At 46.0% G+C, this 17,734-nt stretch carries 10 protein-coding genes and 1 riboswitch; of the genes, 5 read left to right on the forward strand and 5 right to left on the reverse strand.

Annotated features, from left to right (window positions below; genetic code table 11):
* Nucleotides 1–205: 205 nt before the first annotated feature.
* Nucleotides 206–661, reverse strand: coding sequence for a DUF2850 domain-containing protein (locus tag NL647_RS21115; RefSeq protein ID WP_005450924.1), 456 nt, complete (start codon nt 659–661; stop codon nt 206–208).
* 164 nt (nt 662–825) lie between these two features.
* Between NL647_RS21115 and argA the strand changes: the two genes are divergently transcribed.
* On the forward strand, nt 826–2,163 hold the full coding sequence (gene argA, locus NL647_RS21120) for an amino-acid N-acetyltransferase (protein ID WP_009698671.1): 1,338 nt from the start codon (nt 826–828) through the stop codon (nt 2,161–2,163).
* Between the two features lie 252 nt (nt 2,164–2,415).
* The gene (locus tag NL647_RS21125; RefSeq protein ID WP_005450921.1) at nt 2,416–2,601 is read left to right on the forward strand and encodes a hypothetical protein; all 186 of its coding nucleotides are present in this window, start codon (nt 2,416–2,418) and stop codon (nt 2,599–2,601) included.
* Nucleotides 2,602–2,634: 33 nt separating this feature from the next.
* Here NL647_RS21125 and recD read toward each other — a convergent pair whose 3' ends face one another.
* The 3 genes from recD to recC all read right to left on the reverse strand — a co-directional run bounded on the left by recD (nt 2,635) and on the right by recC (nt 12,539).
* Nucleotides 2,635–4,812 carry an exodeoxyribonuclease V subunit alpha gene (gene recD, locus NL647_RS21130; protein ID WP_253650652.1) on the reverse strand — a complete coding sequence of 726 codons (2,178 nt, stop codon included), beginning with the start codon at nt 4,810–4,812 and terminating at the stop codon, nt 2,635–2,637.
* Entirely contained in the window at nt 4,812–8,450 is a 3,639-nt protein-coding gene (gene recB / locus NL647_RS21135; RefSeq protein ID WP_253650653.1) for an exodeoxyribonuclease V subunit beta, read from the reverse strand. Before recB ends, recD begins: the two co-directional genes overlap by 1 nt.
* A 612-nt stretch (nt 8,451–9,062) precedes the next feature.
* Complete coding sequence (recC, locus tag NL647_RS21140; RefSeq protein ID WP_253650691.1) at nt 9,063–12,539, reverse strand: exodeoxyribonuclease V subunit gamma; 3,477 nt, start codon at nt 12,537–12,539, stop codon at nt 9,063–9,065.
* Nucleotides 12,540–12,898: 359 nt separating this feature from the next.
* Here recC and NL647_RS21145 point away from each other — a divergent pair, with 359 nt between their 5' ends.
* Nucleotides 12,899–14,722: a DUF3413 domain-containing protein gene (locus NL647_RS21145; RefSeq protein ID WP_253650654.1), complete on the forward strand. Its 1,824-nt coding sequence runs from the start codon at nt 12,899–12,901 to the stop codon at nt 14,720–14,722.
* A 183-nt stretch (nt 14,723–14,905) separates the two neighbouring features.
* On the opposite strand, the gene NL647_RS21150 is transcribed toward NL647_RS21145, so the two are convergent.
* Nucleotides 14,906–15,880 (reverse strand): TDT family transporter, encoded by a 975-nt coding sequence (locus NL647_RS21150; RefSeq protein WP_253650655.1) that lies wholly within the window; start codon nt 15,878–15,880, stop codon nt 14,906–14,908.
* A 112-nt stretch (nt 15,881–15,992) separates the two neighbouring features.
* Between NL647_RS21150 and NL647_RS21155 the strand changes: the two genes are divergently transcribed.
* Both NL647_RS21155 and NL647_RS21160 read left to right on the forward strand, forming a co-directional pair.
* Nucleotides 15,993–16,910 carry a LysR substrate-binding domain-containing protein gene (locus tag NL647_RS21155; protein ID WP_009699616.1) on the forward strand — a complete coding sequence of 306 codons (918 nt, stop codon included), beginning with the start codon at nt 15,993–15,995 and terminating at the stop codon, nt 16,908–16,910.
* Between the two features lie 159 nt (nt 16,911–17,069).
* On the forward strand, nt 17,070–17,369 hold the full coding sequence (locus tag NL647_RS21160; protein WP_005380208.1) for a YebG family protein: 300 nt from the start codon (nt 17,070–17,072) through the stop codon (nt 17,367–17,369).
* Nucleotides 17,370–17,524: 155 nt separating this feature from the next.
* Nucleotides 17,525–17,600, forward strand: a riboswitch (Fluoride riboswitch).
* Nucleotides 17,601–17,734 lie beyond the last annotated feature (134 nt).

A 17,734-nucleotide genomic window follows, 5' to 3' on the forward strand; every position in this document is an offset into this window, starting at 1 on the left:
GAAAAGCTGCGACAAAGTGTATCAGCGCTAAGGCAAATGCTCTGTTTGCTGTCAATTTATCCATTTAAACTGGGTTGAGAATAATAACAGCAATGGAATCAAACGATTGTCCGGAAAATGTTTGTGAAAAGTCGCAAGAACATAAAGATGTGACAAAACGCGACGTCCTGCCATCATGCAACGAATCGCGCTTTAAAAGAGTGGGTTATCGAACCGCTAAGTTAGAGTGTCCTTCTAAATGAAAAACGGGCAGATAATGGGCATTCGCATCTAATTTCATCTCGGCATAGTGCTGCCCGACAAACTCAAAAGTGCGAACAGTTGAACCCACTTTATAAGACAAGCTATCACCATCGAACTCAAAGTCAGTAGCGACCGTGGAGCCACGAACCATCACCCCTCGTTCACTCAGGATGAACTCTTCGCGGGCATAAGGTGCAACATCTTGCTCCACCCACTTGCCATAAACGGTAGATTTAGGAATCGGCGGATTTACATAGCGCGTAATTAAGTCGCCGTACATCAAAAGAACGGCAATCGTCCCAACAAGCGCAGTTAACATCAGAGAACGCTCTGTCCACTTGCGTAATGTCGATTTGGTTGATGAATTTTGCTCGGTTTGAGCAGTGATCGCAGCATTCTTATTTACAACTGAAGACATGAGGCTCACGTAATTAAACTAGACCGGAGCATTGTACCCTCTTCGCCCAAACAGAACCAAGTATCATACTCTCGATGTTTGGACTCTATTCCAAAAAATTGCCTTGCCAACAATTGAATAAAAAGACAATATTGAAGCATAAATAAACACAAGGAATGGCTGTAGTGAAAATTCGTAGTACTGCTCTGGTTAAAGGATTCCGTCAATCCACGCCCTATGTAAACGCACACCGTGGAAAAACCATGGTGCTGATGTTAGGCGGCGAAGCGGTTGCTGATAAGAACTTTGGCAACATTATCAATGACATTGCGTTGATGCACAGCCTTGGCATCAAAGTCGTCATCGTCTATGGCGCTAGACCACAGATCAATCAACTGCTGGAAAAACAAGACCTTACTACGCCATATCATAAGAATATCAGGATCACCGACGAAGCCGCACTTTCGGTAGTTATGCAAGCAGCGGGACAACTTCAGCTAGCCATTACCGCACGCTTATCTATGAGCCTTAACAACACACCAATGGCAGGCACGCAACTCAACGTTGTAAGCGGTAACTTTGTCATCGCTCAACCTCTTGGTGTTGATGATGGCGTCGACTATTGCCATAGCGGTCGTATCCGTCGAATCGATACTGATGCTATCCATCGCACACTCGATCAAGGTTCCATTGTGTTACTCGGTCCTATTGCCAGCTCAGTAACTGGTGAATGTTTTAATCTGCTTTCTGAGGAAGTGGCGACTCAACTTGCGATCAAGTTGGGAGCAGATAAATTGATTGGGTTCTGTTCAGAACAAGGGGTCATTGATGACAATGGCAATGCGGTGGCGGAATTATTCCCTATCGAAGCCGAACATGTCATTAAAAAACTCACTGAAAATACATCCCCAGACAGCGATTACCACTCTGGAACTCTACGTTTTCTTAACGGTTCGATTGCAGCTTGCCGAGCTGGAGTACCTCGAAGCCACCTTATCAGCTACAAGGTGGATGGCGCACTTATCCAAGAATTGTTCTCTTTTGACGGTATCGGTACACAAGTCGTCATGGCAAGTGCAGAGCAAGTGCGCGGAGCCAATATTGATGATATCGGTGGTATCTTAGAATTGATTCGACCTTTGGAAGAACAAGGCGTGTTGGTGAGACGTTCCCGAGAACAATTGGAGCAAGAAATTGGTAAATTTACTATTATCGAAAAAGACGGTCTGATTATCGGATGCGCCGCCTTGTATCCCTATGTCGAAGAACGCAAAGCAGAAATGGCGTGTGTCGCCATCCATCAAGACTATCGCGATGGCAATCGAGGATTGTTATTGCTGAATTATATGAAGCATCGCTCTAAGTCTGACGACATCAACCAAATCTTCGTACTCACTACGCACAGCTTACATTGGTTCAGAGAACAAGGCTTTTATGAAGTAGGCGTCGATTACTTACCAGGAGCAAAGCAAGGTTTGTATAACTTCCAGCGCAAGTCAAAAATCTTAGCTTTAGATCTGTAGAAACAACGAGCAAGGGCACGAAAACTACATATCTTATTATGCAAAGCATTACATTGACACTGGTCGCAATTTAACCTTTTCAATATACATACTGTTGGTTATACTCTGTTCAATGTTTGATTGAGTTTTAATCAATCAACAGTATGGATCTAGGTGAACGTTCTTCACCCTAAAGTGCTGAGAGCTTTGACAACTCAGCACGATACATCAAGGACAGCTGTTACTCTTAAAATGAATAAGATGAGCACTGTTATGAGAACCATTATTTGCAATTCGCTTCAAAGCTTTTGGGATATGGCAGACAACCAGTTTTTGGAAGGGCTTGATGTCCATTGCGTGTTCCCCGTCAATGATGCCATCAGAGATTTTATCTTGGCTTATCAGCAGCAGTACAAAATTCGCAGCGTGTCATTTACCAATGCGTTTACACAAAATTAAAAAAGACCGAGCATGGTGCTCGGTCTTTTTGTTTTAACTAGACAAGCGAGATACTAACCCACTCGATCGGGTAGTTTTCACCTTAATACCACGCTTGAGGACATTCATCTCAGCGTACATCGCAAGGCGTTTCTTCGCGCGAGTAATTCCTGTGTAGATCAGCTCACGAGTGAGGATTGGACTGAAATCTGGCGGCAAAATCATTAGCGTGTACTCAAACTCACTGCCCTGTGATTTATGAATGGTCATCGCATATGCGGTTTCGTGCTCAGGGACTCGGCTTGGCAGCACCGACTTCACGCTGCCATCCGGCAATTCGAAGAACACTTTAAGACGCGGTTCACCTTCGCTGTCGTCTCGCATACAAATGCCGATGTCACCGTTGTATAATCCCAAGCCATGATCGTTACGCGTGACCATCACTGGTCTACCGTGGTACCAAAGTTCTTCTTGGGTTTGAATCAACTTACGTGCCGCGAGTGCTTTTTCAATGCGTTGGTTTAAACCCGTCACACCAAAATCACCTTCACGGATGGCACACAATAATCGGCATTGATTAAAGGTATCCAACACGGCTTTGGCTTTGTGGGTCAGTGTTTCTGGTTCCCCAGTCTTTTGGTCAATCTCTTGCTGTCCGATGCGTTTCAGGTAACGACCATATTCAGAGACCAAAGTCTGCATCATCTGATTGTAGTTTTGGCTGCTCAGAGCAAAATGCTCGATATCAGCAAAATCACGATTCCAAACGTCATCTACTTTTGCGGCTGAGCCAGCATTAACCGCTTTTGCTAGCTGACCGATACCGGAGCGAGCATCGAATCGATAACTCTTTTGCAGCATACATAAGCTATCGGCAATCGAAGCATTACTGTTGGTGCTGTAAGCCAAGGTGTCAAAACCCGTTAATTTCGCGACTGCAGACGCCTGCTCTTTGCCAAAGCCAAATGCGTGGAACGAACAGATATCACCGAGCACCGCACCCGCTTCTACCGATGCCAACTGGTCTTTATCTCCCAGAAGAATCAAACGTGCATGCTTTGGCAGCGCATCGACAACTTTGTACATCATCGGCAAATCGACCATGGAGGCTTCATCCACCACTAAAATATCGAGGTGCAGCGGATTTTGTTTGTTGTGACGAAACTCTGCACTGTTCGGGATCGCGCCCAGTAGTCGATGCAAAGTGCTCGATTCGGTTGGAATTTTCGCTTTAAGCTCAGGCTCCACTGGCAACTCTTGAATCGCTTTACCGATAGACTCCGTCAAACGTGCTGCGGCTTTACCTGTTGGCGCCACCAGCTTGATGGTGAGGTTTTTCTCTTGTCCTGCTTGCTCAATCAGCGCGGCAAGCAATTTGGTTACCGTGGTGGTTTTACCCGTCCCCGGACCACCGGAAATCACCGCAAAACGACGCGTCAGTGCCACCGCAGCAGCGACCTTCTGCCAGTTAACACAAGCCGATAATGGTACAAGCTTGTCCAGCACTTGCAGATCGTGAACTTGTTTCGCTTGGCAGACTGCCGCATCAATGGCTGCCCAATCGAGACTGTCTACAGTGACCACATCCAAATGATCACAGACTAATTGCTGGCGTAGTACCTGGTTGCTGGTTCCTGCCTCTGTCGCTTTGGCTATTGCATTGAACAGAAAATGGTACTGACGAGCAAATAAATGATGCAGCAACTCAGACAAACGTGTGAACTCTTGAGGCTGAAGGTTTACAGCTGCACTGAGTTGATTGAGCTTGTCCGCCAACGTCACTTCATAGTGCCAGTAACGATGCAAGTAGAGACGCTCACCATCAAACATCATTGGCAAGGCTTCACCTTGAACACCAACCAAAGGCGACGCTTGCAGAAGCTCAACCCAGTTAACGCCTTGCAGCTGAGTATTAAGCGCTAACGCAGACTCTCCAAACAGACCAAGCTTACTGGCAAGGTCCGCTGGTTGCCCTTGGCTATCAAACAGAGGCAAACAGATGTGTCCTTTGCCTAATTCACTGCTGACCACACCAGCAATAAAAGCCAGTTCTTGGCTGTTCTCTTGTTGCTCAACTTGCGAATAGATAAAGCGTGCGAACTGGAAATCCAACTGGCGAATCGCCCCTTTATTTGCTAGCGATTCTAACGTTGCCAATAGATCTGGTGTTGCCGCTAGATCTCGTGTTGCCACTGGGCTGCTTTGCTCAGAAAGAAGATCATTAGTTTTCATCAAATTAACTCCATCTGACCAGATTCACTGGATCGCGTGTCAGGTGCTTGACCATCAATCAAATGATCCATCTCTTGTAAAAATTCAAAGGTTGGCTTGGCAGAAAAAACACCATGATCACTTTGCCCATCCATACCACGCAAGAACAGGTAATAAACGCCGCCAAAGTGCTGTTCATAATCATAATTTGGCAATCTGCTACGCAAGAAACGATGCAGCGCCAAAGCGTAGATTTGGTATTGCAGATCGTAGCGATGATCCGCCATCGCCGACTTCAACGCATCGCCATGGTAATGGAATACATCATCACCTAAGTGGTTCGATTTCCAGTCGAGGACGTAGTATTTGTCTTGGTGCTCAAACACCAAGTCAATAAAGCCTTTCAACATGCCTTGCACGGTTTGGAAACCCAAATCGCCCGCTTTGGCAGACAGCGGATCATGACGTTGAATCACGCGGTTCAATGCAGGTGCAGACAACACTTCAATCGGCAATAAGAATTCCATCTCAACCAAACGTTGCGCCGGACCTTTTTGATTGAGCAGCAGGGCTTTGCTATCCAACGGCGTTGCCAGCACGGTATCAATCAACTGTTGCAGGATTGGCAGCCACTCTTCATCAAGCTGTTCACTTTCCATCAAGCCGAGGATGATTTGGGTGTTCTCTTCCGTTGTCGCGGGCTGAGTAAACTCAATTTCCTCAAATAAGCTGTGCAGAAAAGTACCCGGACGTGCGCCACGCGGGAAGTTGAAGATAGAGCGTTCTGGCTCAACCAATTCAGCTTCATCTTGCTCTTCTGAAGAGTCGATATCAAAGCCAATGATTTCAATCGTCGCGTCATGTTCAGCATGATGAGAACCTTGTTTAACCAAGCCCGAGTAACTGGTGATTCGCCAGTTTCTATCAATCGGGTTTTGCAGCTCTTTGGCAGTCAACGGTTCTAACTCGGTTTGCTCCGCAACATACATCTCATCGTGCTGCTTTGGAGGCTCACAAATCACGACGTTATCAAGATTCTCTTGCTGCTTCTTCAGTCCTACAAACAGGTCGTTGATGCCACCCTCTTGACCATTTTGCACCAAGTAACCAATCGCACTGTGATGCACGCCGGTTGGCTCTTTGGTTGAGCGACCATTTCGCAGTGGTGAAGCACCAATAAAGCACGCATACACGGCTCGCGTTAGCGCTACGTATATAAGACGCAAGTCTTCAGCAAGGCGCTCTTTATCTGCCTGTTTTAACGACGCATCATTACCAGTGATATCGAGTACGGTGCGATCGTTCTCTGCGTCGTAGTATTTGGCTTCACTTGCTTCTCGGTAACCAAACACAAATGGCAAGAAGACCAAGTCATATTCCAGACCTTTAGATTTGTGAATGGTGACGATTTGCACCAAGTTACGTTCTGATTCCAGACGCTGAATTTGGTCATCACTGCCACCTAGCCCATGTTCTGCATCGCTGATGGATTGCGCTAACCAACGCAGCAAACCGTGGTCGCTGTCTAATTCGTTGCTCGCTTGCTGCAATAGTTCACCAATGTGCATCAGATCGGTAAGTACTCGCTCACCGTTCTCACTTTGCGAGCTCGCCCCTTCTTCTAGCAAACGCTCAGCAATATGACGCTTACTGATCACTGCTCGCAGCATAGGAAGCACACCACGTTGCACCCAAAGCTTACGGTATTCTTTGAACTCGTTAACCGCGTTTTCCCACACGGTTTCATCGTTGTTGAGGGCGTCTAAGCTGGCTACATCTAGAGCAAATAATTCTGATGCTAGGCTGGCACGCAATGCTCTGTCATTTTCTGGCGTTAACACCGCTTGCAGCAAACGCTGTAAGTCTTGTGCGACGGAACTGGTAAACACGCTATCGCGGTTAGAAAGATACACGCTGGCAATGCCTTGGTCTGCTAACGCCTGTTTGACCATGCGACCTTCGCTACCCGTTCGTACCAGCACCGCAATGTCGCCCGCTTTGACTGGTTTCTGCTTTTCGCCATTGACCAGACACGCTTGACCTTGTTGCGCTGAGGTCAAAATGGTTTGAATTTGGCTTGCTGTCGCCTCTGCCATAGCGGTGAGGTATTCACCTTTTGGCAGAGGTTTATCTTCCGCTTCTTGCAGCCAATAAGTCAGTGCAGGTTGCTTTTGACCACCCATGGTCCAAACGCGTTTATCGGCACTTGGGCTGTAATCCACAGAATGGAATGGAATGTCAGAGTCATAAATAAACGGGCTATCTGGCAGAGCAAAAATCTGGTTCACAGCCAATACCATATCGGCACTTGAGCGCCAGTTGGTGCCAAGCGTGTAGTGAGCACTAACTTGGTTACGAGCCTTAATGTAAGTGAAGATATCCGCCCCACGGAAACCGTAAATCGCCTGCTTCGGGTCGCCGATCATAAACAAACCGCACTCAGGATTATCCAAATAAATGCGGCTAAAAATACTGTATTGCAGTGGGTCGGTATCTTGGAATTCATCGATCATCGCAACCGGATAAAGCGTGCGAATGCGCTCTGTCAGTAGTGCGGTTTCATCGGTATCAATCGAGGCAGAAAGCTGAGTCAGCAAGTCATCGAATGACAACCATTGCTTCTGATTTTTTGCTTTTGCCAGCATCACGCGACAATGCTCAATCGCATGAGCTAACAATGGCGCTTTTAAGCTGATTGGGTTGGCAAGGAAAGCTTCTATCGCCTCAAACACCGGGTGCTGTGGCGCAGTGCCTTTCGGGGTTTTCTCAAGTAACACATTCTGGGCGAACTTCTCCAGCTTATCTGGATAGTCATAGCCCGTAGTTTCTGTCGCAGCCCATGCGTTTACCGCTTCTAACCATGTCGGTAAGGACTTTTTGGTGTAGCTGCGTTTGTTGACGTCGGAATCAGAAATCAGTGTGAGGAAATCCTCTTGGCTATCACACCATTGGGTTTTCAAAGCATCAATTTGCTTTAAGTTTTGCTCATGCAAATCGGCAAGGCTACCTTGCATTGCAGGAACAGAGAGACTTAGCGGCGCGCCCGTGAGGTAGTTGCTGATGTCATACAGTAGATCCGATGGCGAGCCCCATAGTTGACGCACTTCTCCTGCCAAAGCGAATGGCAGAGGATAGAAGTTACGACGCCAGTAATCGGCAACCACTTGCGCTTTAAGATGGCTTTCGTCGGTCACAAACTCATTATTGAAACGACTACCAGATTCAAATGCGTTTTGCGTCAGCATGCGTTGGCAGAAACCGTGAATGGTGTAAACCGCGGCTTCATCCATTTGGCGCTCTGCTTGCAATAGGATCTCAGCGGCTTGCTTATGATCCTCGACTTCTTCCAGCAAAGGTTGAATCACAGGATCTGAGCTTTGTCCGCGAGCGAATGCGATCCTCGCGTCGTGAATACGCGCACGAATACGATCACGTAACTCTGCAGTTGCGGCTTCGGTAAAAGTCACTACCAGAATTTGATCCACAGTCAACGGCACGCGATGTTTGGTATCAGTCGTGCCATGCCCTAGTAGGAGTCGCAGATACAAACCCGCGATGGTAAAGGTTTTACCCGTACCCGCAGATGCTTCAATTAGCCTTGCACCATGCAGCGGAAAAGTCATGGTTTGCAGTGGAGTTGGAACTGACATTTGCGCCATAACGCTGAATCTCTCCAAGTATTCAACAAGGACATGTGGATCTTCAAAGGCGTTTCGCATCTAAAGATCAACAAACCCTATAATGTGATCTATCGTTAAAAATTTTATTAATGAGTCTAATAGGTTGGAATATTTAAACCTTTGTGGGATCTCACTCACGGTTATCATTACGGAGTACCGTTAGTATGCGCCTCACGAGATAAGCCAAGCCATTCAGGCGGCTACACTCAAACGAATCATGGTCCCTCTGACCTTGTGGCCGTACAGCGAACGCCCTACAAAAAATAATGATTTTCTGGCGGCCACCCTACTCTCTTCTTTATCTAAATAATCCAACTTATTCTTATACCCAAGTGACTTCAAGATACAGGATTCAGAGCGTTGTCACTGATTCCCTGTTTATCGAAAATAAGCAAGGAAAACAACGCTGTGTAATAGATTGCTCTTTCCAAGTTGTTTGACGATGAAATTGCTTCAGTGACACGCTCCCGAAGGGCGAGTTGTCTTGGCTCGTATACTTCGTTGACGATTTTTAATTTAGAGCCACTAGATCTTCAAATCATCGCCTCGCCTACAAGCCAAGTCAATCTCGCTGAACCAAGCATCTTGAGGTTACTTGGGTATACTTTCAGCATCCATCGCCGTCAATCTTGCGCCTTGAAGAACCAATGCAGTCAGTGTGCGAACTTCTGCTGCAAGCTCATCATTCCAAGCAGACCAAATACGCGAAATATACGCATTGTTTCCTTCGCCTGGGCTCATGTACCCATCATTGAATGCGTCCGCCATTTTCTTCAGCGATTTCTCTTCGTCATCAGCCCAGTGGCCACGACTAAAGCCCGCCTCGACACACGCCAGTGCTGTTTTCGGGAAATATGGCAATGGCTTAGTCATGCCTTCAAAAAACAGACGTACTAATTCAGCAAGAAATTGTTTCGCTTGCGCAGCGTCTGCCATTGCAGGGTAAACTAAATGCACCGCGCCTTCCTTGCGGTCATAACCGATAACGTGGGTCTTTCTAGCCTGACCAGAGGCAGACATAGCAAGATGATCAATCCATGCAGCTAGGTAATCCTGCGCACGAATTTTACCGCTACGGTAGCGAATCAAACCGGACTGATAGCATTGAGTTAACCAACCGGTTAGACGGATGTTTTTTCCTTCACCAAGCACATCGAAGGTAAGGTCGATTTCTAAATCGTCTTGCGGTGCGCCGGATAAAAACGCCAACTTATCCACCAGCTCTTCCGCTTGCACGCGGTTGGTTTCAAACTCGATATCACCAAATGCCCCAACCGGTAATTTGCCTTGCGCGCGTTGCTCACTCATGAAGTGCTTGAGTACGTCTGCTTTTGCGGACGGTTGAGTAATGGCGGTTTCGAGCAAGGTTTCTAATAACTCATCGCGCATCTGATAGCTTTCTAAGCCACCTAAAACAAACGGCTCATCGTCTTCCATCACAGGTAACGGCGGCTCGAACATCACTTTCAAACGACGGTTAAAGAAATACTGTACAGGCAAACGCCAGAAGCGTTGTAATTCCACCAAGTCCAATTCGATTGGGAAGGTTGCGCCAAGTAAGTAATCATCCAATGCGCGGTTAAACTCGCCACGCGCATGACCTTGCGATTGATTGCTTTGGGTCAACGCAGCTGGAATCCACTCTTTGGCATAGCTTGAATGAGAACCTTGGAATGCGCTTGGACTGAATGGCACCATGGCATGTACGCTCACTAACTCGTTGAGTAGTTTATCTCCGGAGTCATCAACAGGCTGGTCTTGATCGCCATCTAAGCAGTAGTTCTGGTGGCAATATTCCATCAACTCCGACACCAGCACAGACGGCACGCGCTCAGTGTTGTCTTGGATAGAACGTCCAACATAACTGATGTACAAACTTTGCTGTGCAGACAGCACGGCTTCTAAGAATAGGTAACGGTCATCGTCTCGACGTGAACGGTCGCCCGGTTTAGTACGCCCTGTCATTAGGTCAAAACCTTCTGGTGGCATTGAGCGCGGGTACACACCATCGTTCATACCGAGTAAACATACGGTTCTAAATGGGATCGAGCGCATCGGCATCAGCGTACAGAAGTTCACTTGTCCAGCAAGGAAGCGCTGGCTGACCCGCGTCCCTGACAGCTTGTTTTGTAGATACTGGCTAACAATAGATGGCGACAAGGCATCATCAAATGCCGCATCGGTTAGCTGTTCTTTCAGTTGGCTCAGGGTATCTCGAATCGACTTAAGCGCCATTTCCCCTTCTAACTCAACAGAGAAGAAGTCATCCAACATTGCCACCAAGGTTTCACGCCATGCATCAATCGACTGAACATGGGAAAGTTTGCGGCGATATTGGCTAATTTGTTGAATAAAGTGAGCTAACTTACCGGCCAGTTCTGCGCCCATACCTTGCACTTCATTGTATGGCGAGAGGCTACCCTCTTGCGCTTCAAACAAACCGGCAGATTCTGGCATCGCGTAGCCTAATAACATACGCTGAATACCAAATTGCCATGTATTTTGGCGTGTTTCTGGCAGTTCAAATTCGCTGCCCGTATGGCTATCTAGCCCCCAGCGAATACCAGATTCTTCCACCCATAGTTTGGCTTGAAGGAAATCATCTTCGCTTAAGTCGAATCGCTTCAAAATCGCCGGCGTTTCTAACAACTCAAGTAATTCAGAAGCCAAACAACGTGTATTCGGTAAATTAACAAGTTGCATGAAAGCCGCCAAAATTGGGCTTTCTTGATCGGCCGTTCGGTCTGAAATCGAGTAAGGAATAAATCGCTCACCCGGCGCATTGCCGAACACCGCCTGAATCGCAGGGCTGTAGGCATTGATGTCTGCCACCATGACAATAATATCGCGCGGTTTCAGTGTCGGATCGGCATCGAACATCGCCAGAAGCTGATCGTGTAGCACTTCCACTTCTCGCATTGGGCTGTGGCAAGAGTGCAAGCTCAGAGATTTATCACCTAAACTCACCACTTGTTTGTGCTGACTGCTGTCGATTTGCTCGTCGTCTTGGTGCTCTTCTAAATTAAGAATGTCAGCTTGAAGTTGATGGAGCAGACTGTCGCGCTCAACATCAACAAAAGCTTCTATCTCATGGGATTCAAGCTGCGACAACAGATACATGTTATCGCGTCCAAGTTTGCCCATCGAAGCCAACAAACTGTTACCCACCACATCAGTATGCAGCTCATCCACCACGTTTTCTTCTAGTGAACCTTTTAGCTGCTCAGTCTCACCTTGCACTTCAGAATGGTCTTCTTGCCACACCACGTGCTGACGATGTTTTGCTGCTAAGCGAGCTAGGAATTTACGGTCGCGTACTTCACCCCAATAATAACGGCAGGGGTTAGTAAACATTAGATGGACATCAATATGTTCACCAATGGCTTTTAGCGCATCCATGTAACGTGGTGGCAGTGAAGAGATACCAAACACAAACAGGCGCTTCGGCAGATGATCAAAATTGCCGTTGAAGTTTTCTAGCGTATCAATGAAGTGTTCGTACAAATTGGCACGATGATAAGGCGATTGCCCAAGAGTAACCGTGTGGTCGTACAATGCTTGCCACAAAATCGGCTGCCATGGATGCTCGTCTTCAAGTTCAGGCACCGTTTGTCCGGCTTCCCAGCTTGCAATCCATTCTGGGCGGTACACCAAATAGCCATCAAAGATATCGGCAATTTTCTCTGCCAATTGATACAACTTGGAGTTGTCACTGTCGTCTTGAAGATAACGTGCCAAAGGTTCGAATGACGCTTCGTTCAACAAACCCGGAAGCAAATGCATCAACTTCCACGTCATGGCCTCTTTGTTGAAGGCACTGCGCTTTGGCACATCAGCCAATACTTGGGTAAACATTTCCCAGATAAAGGTCGCTGGCAGCGGAAACTCTAGGTTTGCCGCAACACCAAACTCTTTCGCCAATTCCATTTTTAACCACTGAGACATACCCGGGCTCTGCACCAGAATTTGCTCTTTTTCGAATGGGTTTTCTAATGGGTTGATGCGAATCAGTTCAACAAGAAGTGATTTGAGAACATCGACCTGATTGGAGTGATAGACAGTAAACAAAGTAAGTGCACCGAATGCCAATGGAAACTGCTAGCAAGCTTAGCACAGCCGCATTTATTCCTAGAGCGATCTCGATAGCTTAAATAACAAAAGGTTAGAGAACACTCAAACTGTGCTCAAATAACCAACAACTGACATTTGTAAGCAACGTCTTACACGCAAATACAAAGCGTGACATCAGTCACAAGTATTTCATGATAAAAAACACTGTTTTATAATCATCACAAATTTTTATAACAATACCCATCATATTGAATATTGGTTTGAAACCAACAATTGGAGGCGAAATTGCACCTCTCTTCGGCGGATATCCACTCTAAGTTCAATTAAATGGGCGAGAAATACTGGAATATCAAAGTATGTTACGCAAACTTTCTTCTAATAGTGCTTGGCTGATGGCTTTTTTTGCCTGCTTTGCTCTTTATCTGTCGATCGCTTGTTACCCATTTTTGCTGTCAAATAGCCAAGCAGAACCGCTCACATTTCTGCAAAAGTACTACTTAGTCGCGACACAACTAGGCTGGCTGGGATTGATTGCTATGCCAATGATGTTAGGTTGTTTATTGCTATCCTTTTTGCCGACACGCATGTTCAAAGTCGTTGTGATCGCCATTGCAATCGCAATCTTGATCATGCTGAAAGTCGATATCCTCGTTTTCCAGCAATACAAACTGCACATCAATGGTCTACTGATCCGCATGTTCTTTGAAGGCGGTCGTGACGTATTTGAAATCTCTTGGATGAGCTGGCTGATCTTTGTTAGCGACATTGCACTGCTTATCATTGGTCTCGCATGTACCGTTTGGCTTAGTCACAAACTTGTTCAGAGCCGGGGGAAGTTTATCCTGCTCAGCATTTGGTTTGCTTTGCTGCTAAGTAGCCAGATGATCCACGCTTATAAAAATGCGCTCTACGATGATGAAGTCAGCCAATTTTCAAATAACTGGCCACTGTATTATCCACTCACTGCACACCAATTTATCTACCGTCACGGTTTAGTTGACCAAAGCATCGCATCTCAAAACCGAGTAGAACTCAAGAATATTGAAAGCAGTTCACTCAATTACCCATTGGCGCCTATTAAAGTCGAACGTAAAGATAAACAACCTAATGTCCTTTTCATACTGGTTGATGCGTGGCGCTACAGCGATGCAACACCTGACATCATGCCAAATGTCAGCAAGTTCACCGAAAAAACGGTCAACTTCTCTCAACACATGAGCGGTGGCAACTCTACTCAAGCGGGCATTTTCAGCCTGTTCTACAGCTTACCAGCAACGTATTGGAACAGCTTTTATGCGAGTCAGAAATCGCCTGTATTCATGGATACATTGCAAAACCAAGGCTATCGAATGGGCATTTTTGGCTCCGCACCATTAACCAGCCCACCTTTGTCTCGCACTGTCTTTAAGAAGGTGAAAGATCTTACGTTAAAGCAGACTGGCGAAACACAAATCGAACGAGATCAACAGATCACCGATGAGTTTATTCAGTTTCAAAAGCAGGATAGCGACAAACCATACTTTAGCTTCTTGTTTTATGACTCTGCCCACAGCACCAGTTTCCCAGAACCTGAATTTGCCAAATTCAAACCTTACTGGGAGCGCGTCGATCATATTCTGCTCGATAACGATTTTGACGCCTCGCTTTACCACAACCGCTATAAGAACTCGTTATATTTCATTGATAGTTTGATCGAAAAAGTTCTGAAAAACGTTGATCTGGAGAACACCATTATCGTGATTACCTCCGATCATGGGGAGGAATTTAACGATCATAAAATGAACTACTGGGGTCATACGGGTAACTACAGTGATACTCAAGTACACGTGCCGCTGTACGTTTATCTGCCAGATCATCAGCCGGAACAAATTAATTACCGCACAACGCACTTTGATATCGTGCCAACCCTAATGAACGAGCTATTCGACGTTAAAGGGGAAACCCAATTTTACAGTGTAGGACGAGACTTGTTTGACAATTGCGTTCCGCGAGATTGGTTCATCGCTGGAAGCTATTACAACTATGCGCTGGTAGGTAAAGAAACTATGTTAGTGGTAAACCCTGGTGGGCACTCTCAGCAACTCAATAACCAATTGAAAGTTGATAACGAACACCAAGTACCAGTGAACGCCATCCAACAATCGTTGGATGAAATGTCGCGCTTTTACAACAAGGGATAACCAGTCCCTAGTTTGATGAATTAGTATTGTGTCGAACTTTCCTGCCACCCTATTCGGGTGGCTTTTTTATCTACTCGTCAACATAGAATCTATTCGTCGACGTATAACCTAGTCTACCAATATAAAAAAAGCCTCTTGGCGAGAGAGACCAAAAGACTTTGCTTTACGAGTAAAACTTCAGCTTTATGCGTGATGTGTGGTCATCAAGCGTGGTTGAATGAGCAAGTTATTGATGTATTGCAAACCTACGTAAGTCACCACAATCGTTGCCACAATTAATTCGATGCCTGCTAGACCACGAACTTGTTGTACATAGTGCGCTGCTAGACCATTTGCTTCCATCCAATTTGCTGTTTTGAACAGAGCTGTCGCACCAATCACCATTGGGAAGGTAAACGCTGCATAGCCAGGGCTAAATGGCAGTCTTAGCAGTTTAAAGAAAGCTAAGTAGATGATGGCTGTCATCAATACCGCGATACCAAACAATAGAGCAATAATCACTGGTGAAGGCGTCGCTGTTACAGTTAGGTAACCGGCCAACGATAGGCTTGCTGGTGCCGCCATGATTGCCATTGTTGGTTTTGCTGCATCTGGAATTTCATGAGTGAACATGAAACGGTAGATCATCATTGGCAGCATCACAGCGTAAGCCACCATACCGAAGATCAATGCACCATGTGCAATTGGTGCAAGCACTGGATTACCAGAGAAAGACACGTCTGCAACGATAATACCCACTGGCGGTACGAACCAGCTTGGCACCATGTGGTGTAGTTCGAAGTCTTTCGCGCGGTGGTACAAAAAGCTCACAAGGAACACGATATGTAACGCTACCGCCATTAACCAAAGCACGTCACCTGCAACAGAGAAGAAATGCCCTAGTGAGTTTGAAACCACCATAGTTCCCATTGCGAAAGTTGGAACGACACTACCCACCACAGGGTGCGCAAGATCTTGTCTTAACAAGTGATTGTGAAAAAGAAATTTAACCGCCAAGATTGCTAGCAATACACTTGCAATACCTGCGCTAATCCACTGTCCATAGCCATGTAATTCGGCGAAGTTTTCCCAACTCCAACCCAAGCTCGCAATACCAAGAGCCAGACCCGCCATTGGGGTTGGTGCTCCCATTACTTTTGCTTTTGTTCTTTGAATCATTACGACCTCAAAATCTAGGCTAACTTTCTATGGGGTGTATATTACTCTTGCACTTCGTTCCAATATATCTAATTATTTAAAACTAACGTTCAGATTTACTTAACGGAACATCATGCCTAGTCATATCTCTCTTAAACAACTGAAAGTTTTTACTACGATCACTCAGCACAAAACGCTGACAGCGGCTTCAGAAAGCCTGTTTCTTTCGAAAGCAGCGGTAAGTATGGCATTGTCTGAGTTAGAGAAACAAATCGGACATCACCTATTTGACCGGGTGAACAACCGCTTAATTCTCAACCAAGAAGGACAAAAACTTTTGCCCCTCGCGGATGAACTCCTCAACCGAGCTCGGGATATTGAGAGTGTGTTCGATGGCGACCAAACCTTATCGGGGCTGCTACGCATCGGTGCCAGTGACACCATCGGCAACCAAGTTGCGCCTTACCTGTTAAGTGATTTTCGTAATGAAACGAATCACCAATCACAGAGTTTGTTCATCTCCAACTCTGCCCAGATTTGTGACATGTTGATCGCTTACGAACTCGACATCGCGCTCATTGAGGGCAAGACCATACACCCAGAGCTAGAATCAACGCAATTCAGCGAAGATGAAATGTGTGTGATTTGTCCACCTGATTACCCTAACTATGACGAAGGACCTATCAGCCTAAATGAACTCGAAGACACCGAGTGGATTCTGCGTGAAGCTGGTTCTGGTTCTCGAGAGTTTTTTATGCGCGTTATCGCTCCGCGTTTAGAGCATTGGCATGAGGCTTTTCAGCTCAACACCACTGAAGCGCTGATCAATTCGGTATCTGCTGGGCTTGGTTTAGGTTGTTTGTCGCGCTTATCCGCAGAACCTGCAATTCGCGATGGTCGAGTGAAGATGCTCAACATGCCTTTGGATATGAAGCGCCGCTTCTGGCTTTTGATCCACAAAGAGAAGTATCAAAACCCACTTCTGCGTACGTTTATTGAATTCTGCCAAAATTGGGAACGCCCAGAGAACCCGCACCTTAAAGATGACTAGTTCGAGGTGGATAGTTCAAGGTAGAGAATCTAAGGTAGATAGCTCAAATGCTGGTCAGTTAGTTGTACCCGGCTCTCATTCTGAGGCTTGTCGCTAGACTTAATTGGTCAAAAACTGTATAAAAAGCCAGTATAAATTCATCAAGTTAGAGGACCAACCATGGCTGTAATCGTCAAGTACGTGGTAGAACGCAATGGAGAAGAGAAAATGACTTTTACCTCTAAAGCGGAAGCTGACGCATACGACAAAATGCTGGATATGGCGGACGAGTTATTCTCACTGCTAGGTAAAAGTGAACTTCTAGAAGACGAAGGTAAGCAAGAAGATCTTGCAATGTTCCTTGCGCAAAACAAAGAAGAAGTACTTTACGCTTTGGGTGCAAAACGTAAGCCTGCGCCAAAAAAAGCAAAGAAGCTTGAAGCTGTTGAAGAAGATAGCGAACAAGAAGACGCTGCGTAAGCCTCTCATTTGTTTAAAAAAACGTCGCACCATGCGGCGTTTTTTTATGCGTTGCATTTATCGCCATATATCTCTGAGAATATAAAGAACCGATTTAATATCCCAAATTGCTCTAAATTTCATGTTGCAGATTAGTGTGACTTAGATCTAATCTAAATGGGCACGGTGATGGGGTACCACCGGAATCGAAAGATTCAAACCGCTTTTAAAGCTAATGACTCCTACAGAAACGAGAACAGGTCAGCCCTGTTGGAAATGCTTTCACCTATATTGTGAAAGTAAGAGTTCTGTAGTGAGCAATTCAACTCTTCTCCAACCCCGCTCCTGTTTTCTCAAAAATTAAAAAGATATCCAAAATAGTTGTT

Origin of the sequence: Vibrio sp. Y29_XK_CS5 (assembly GCF_024181835.1) — a bacterium.
GTDB lineage: Bacteria > Pseudomonadota > Gammaproteobacteria > Enterobacterales > Vibrionaceae > Vibrio > Vibrio harveyi.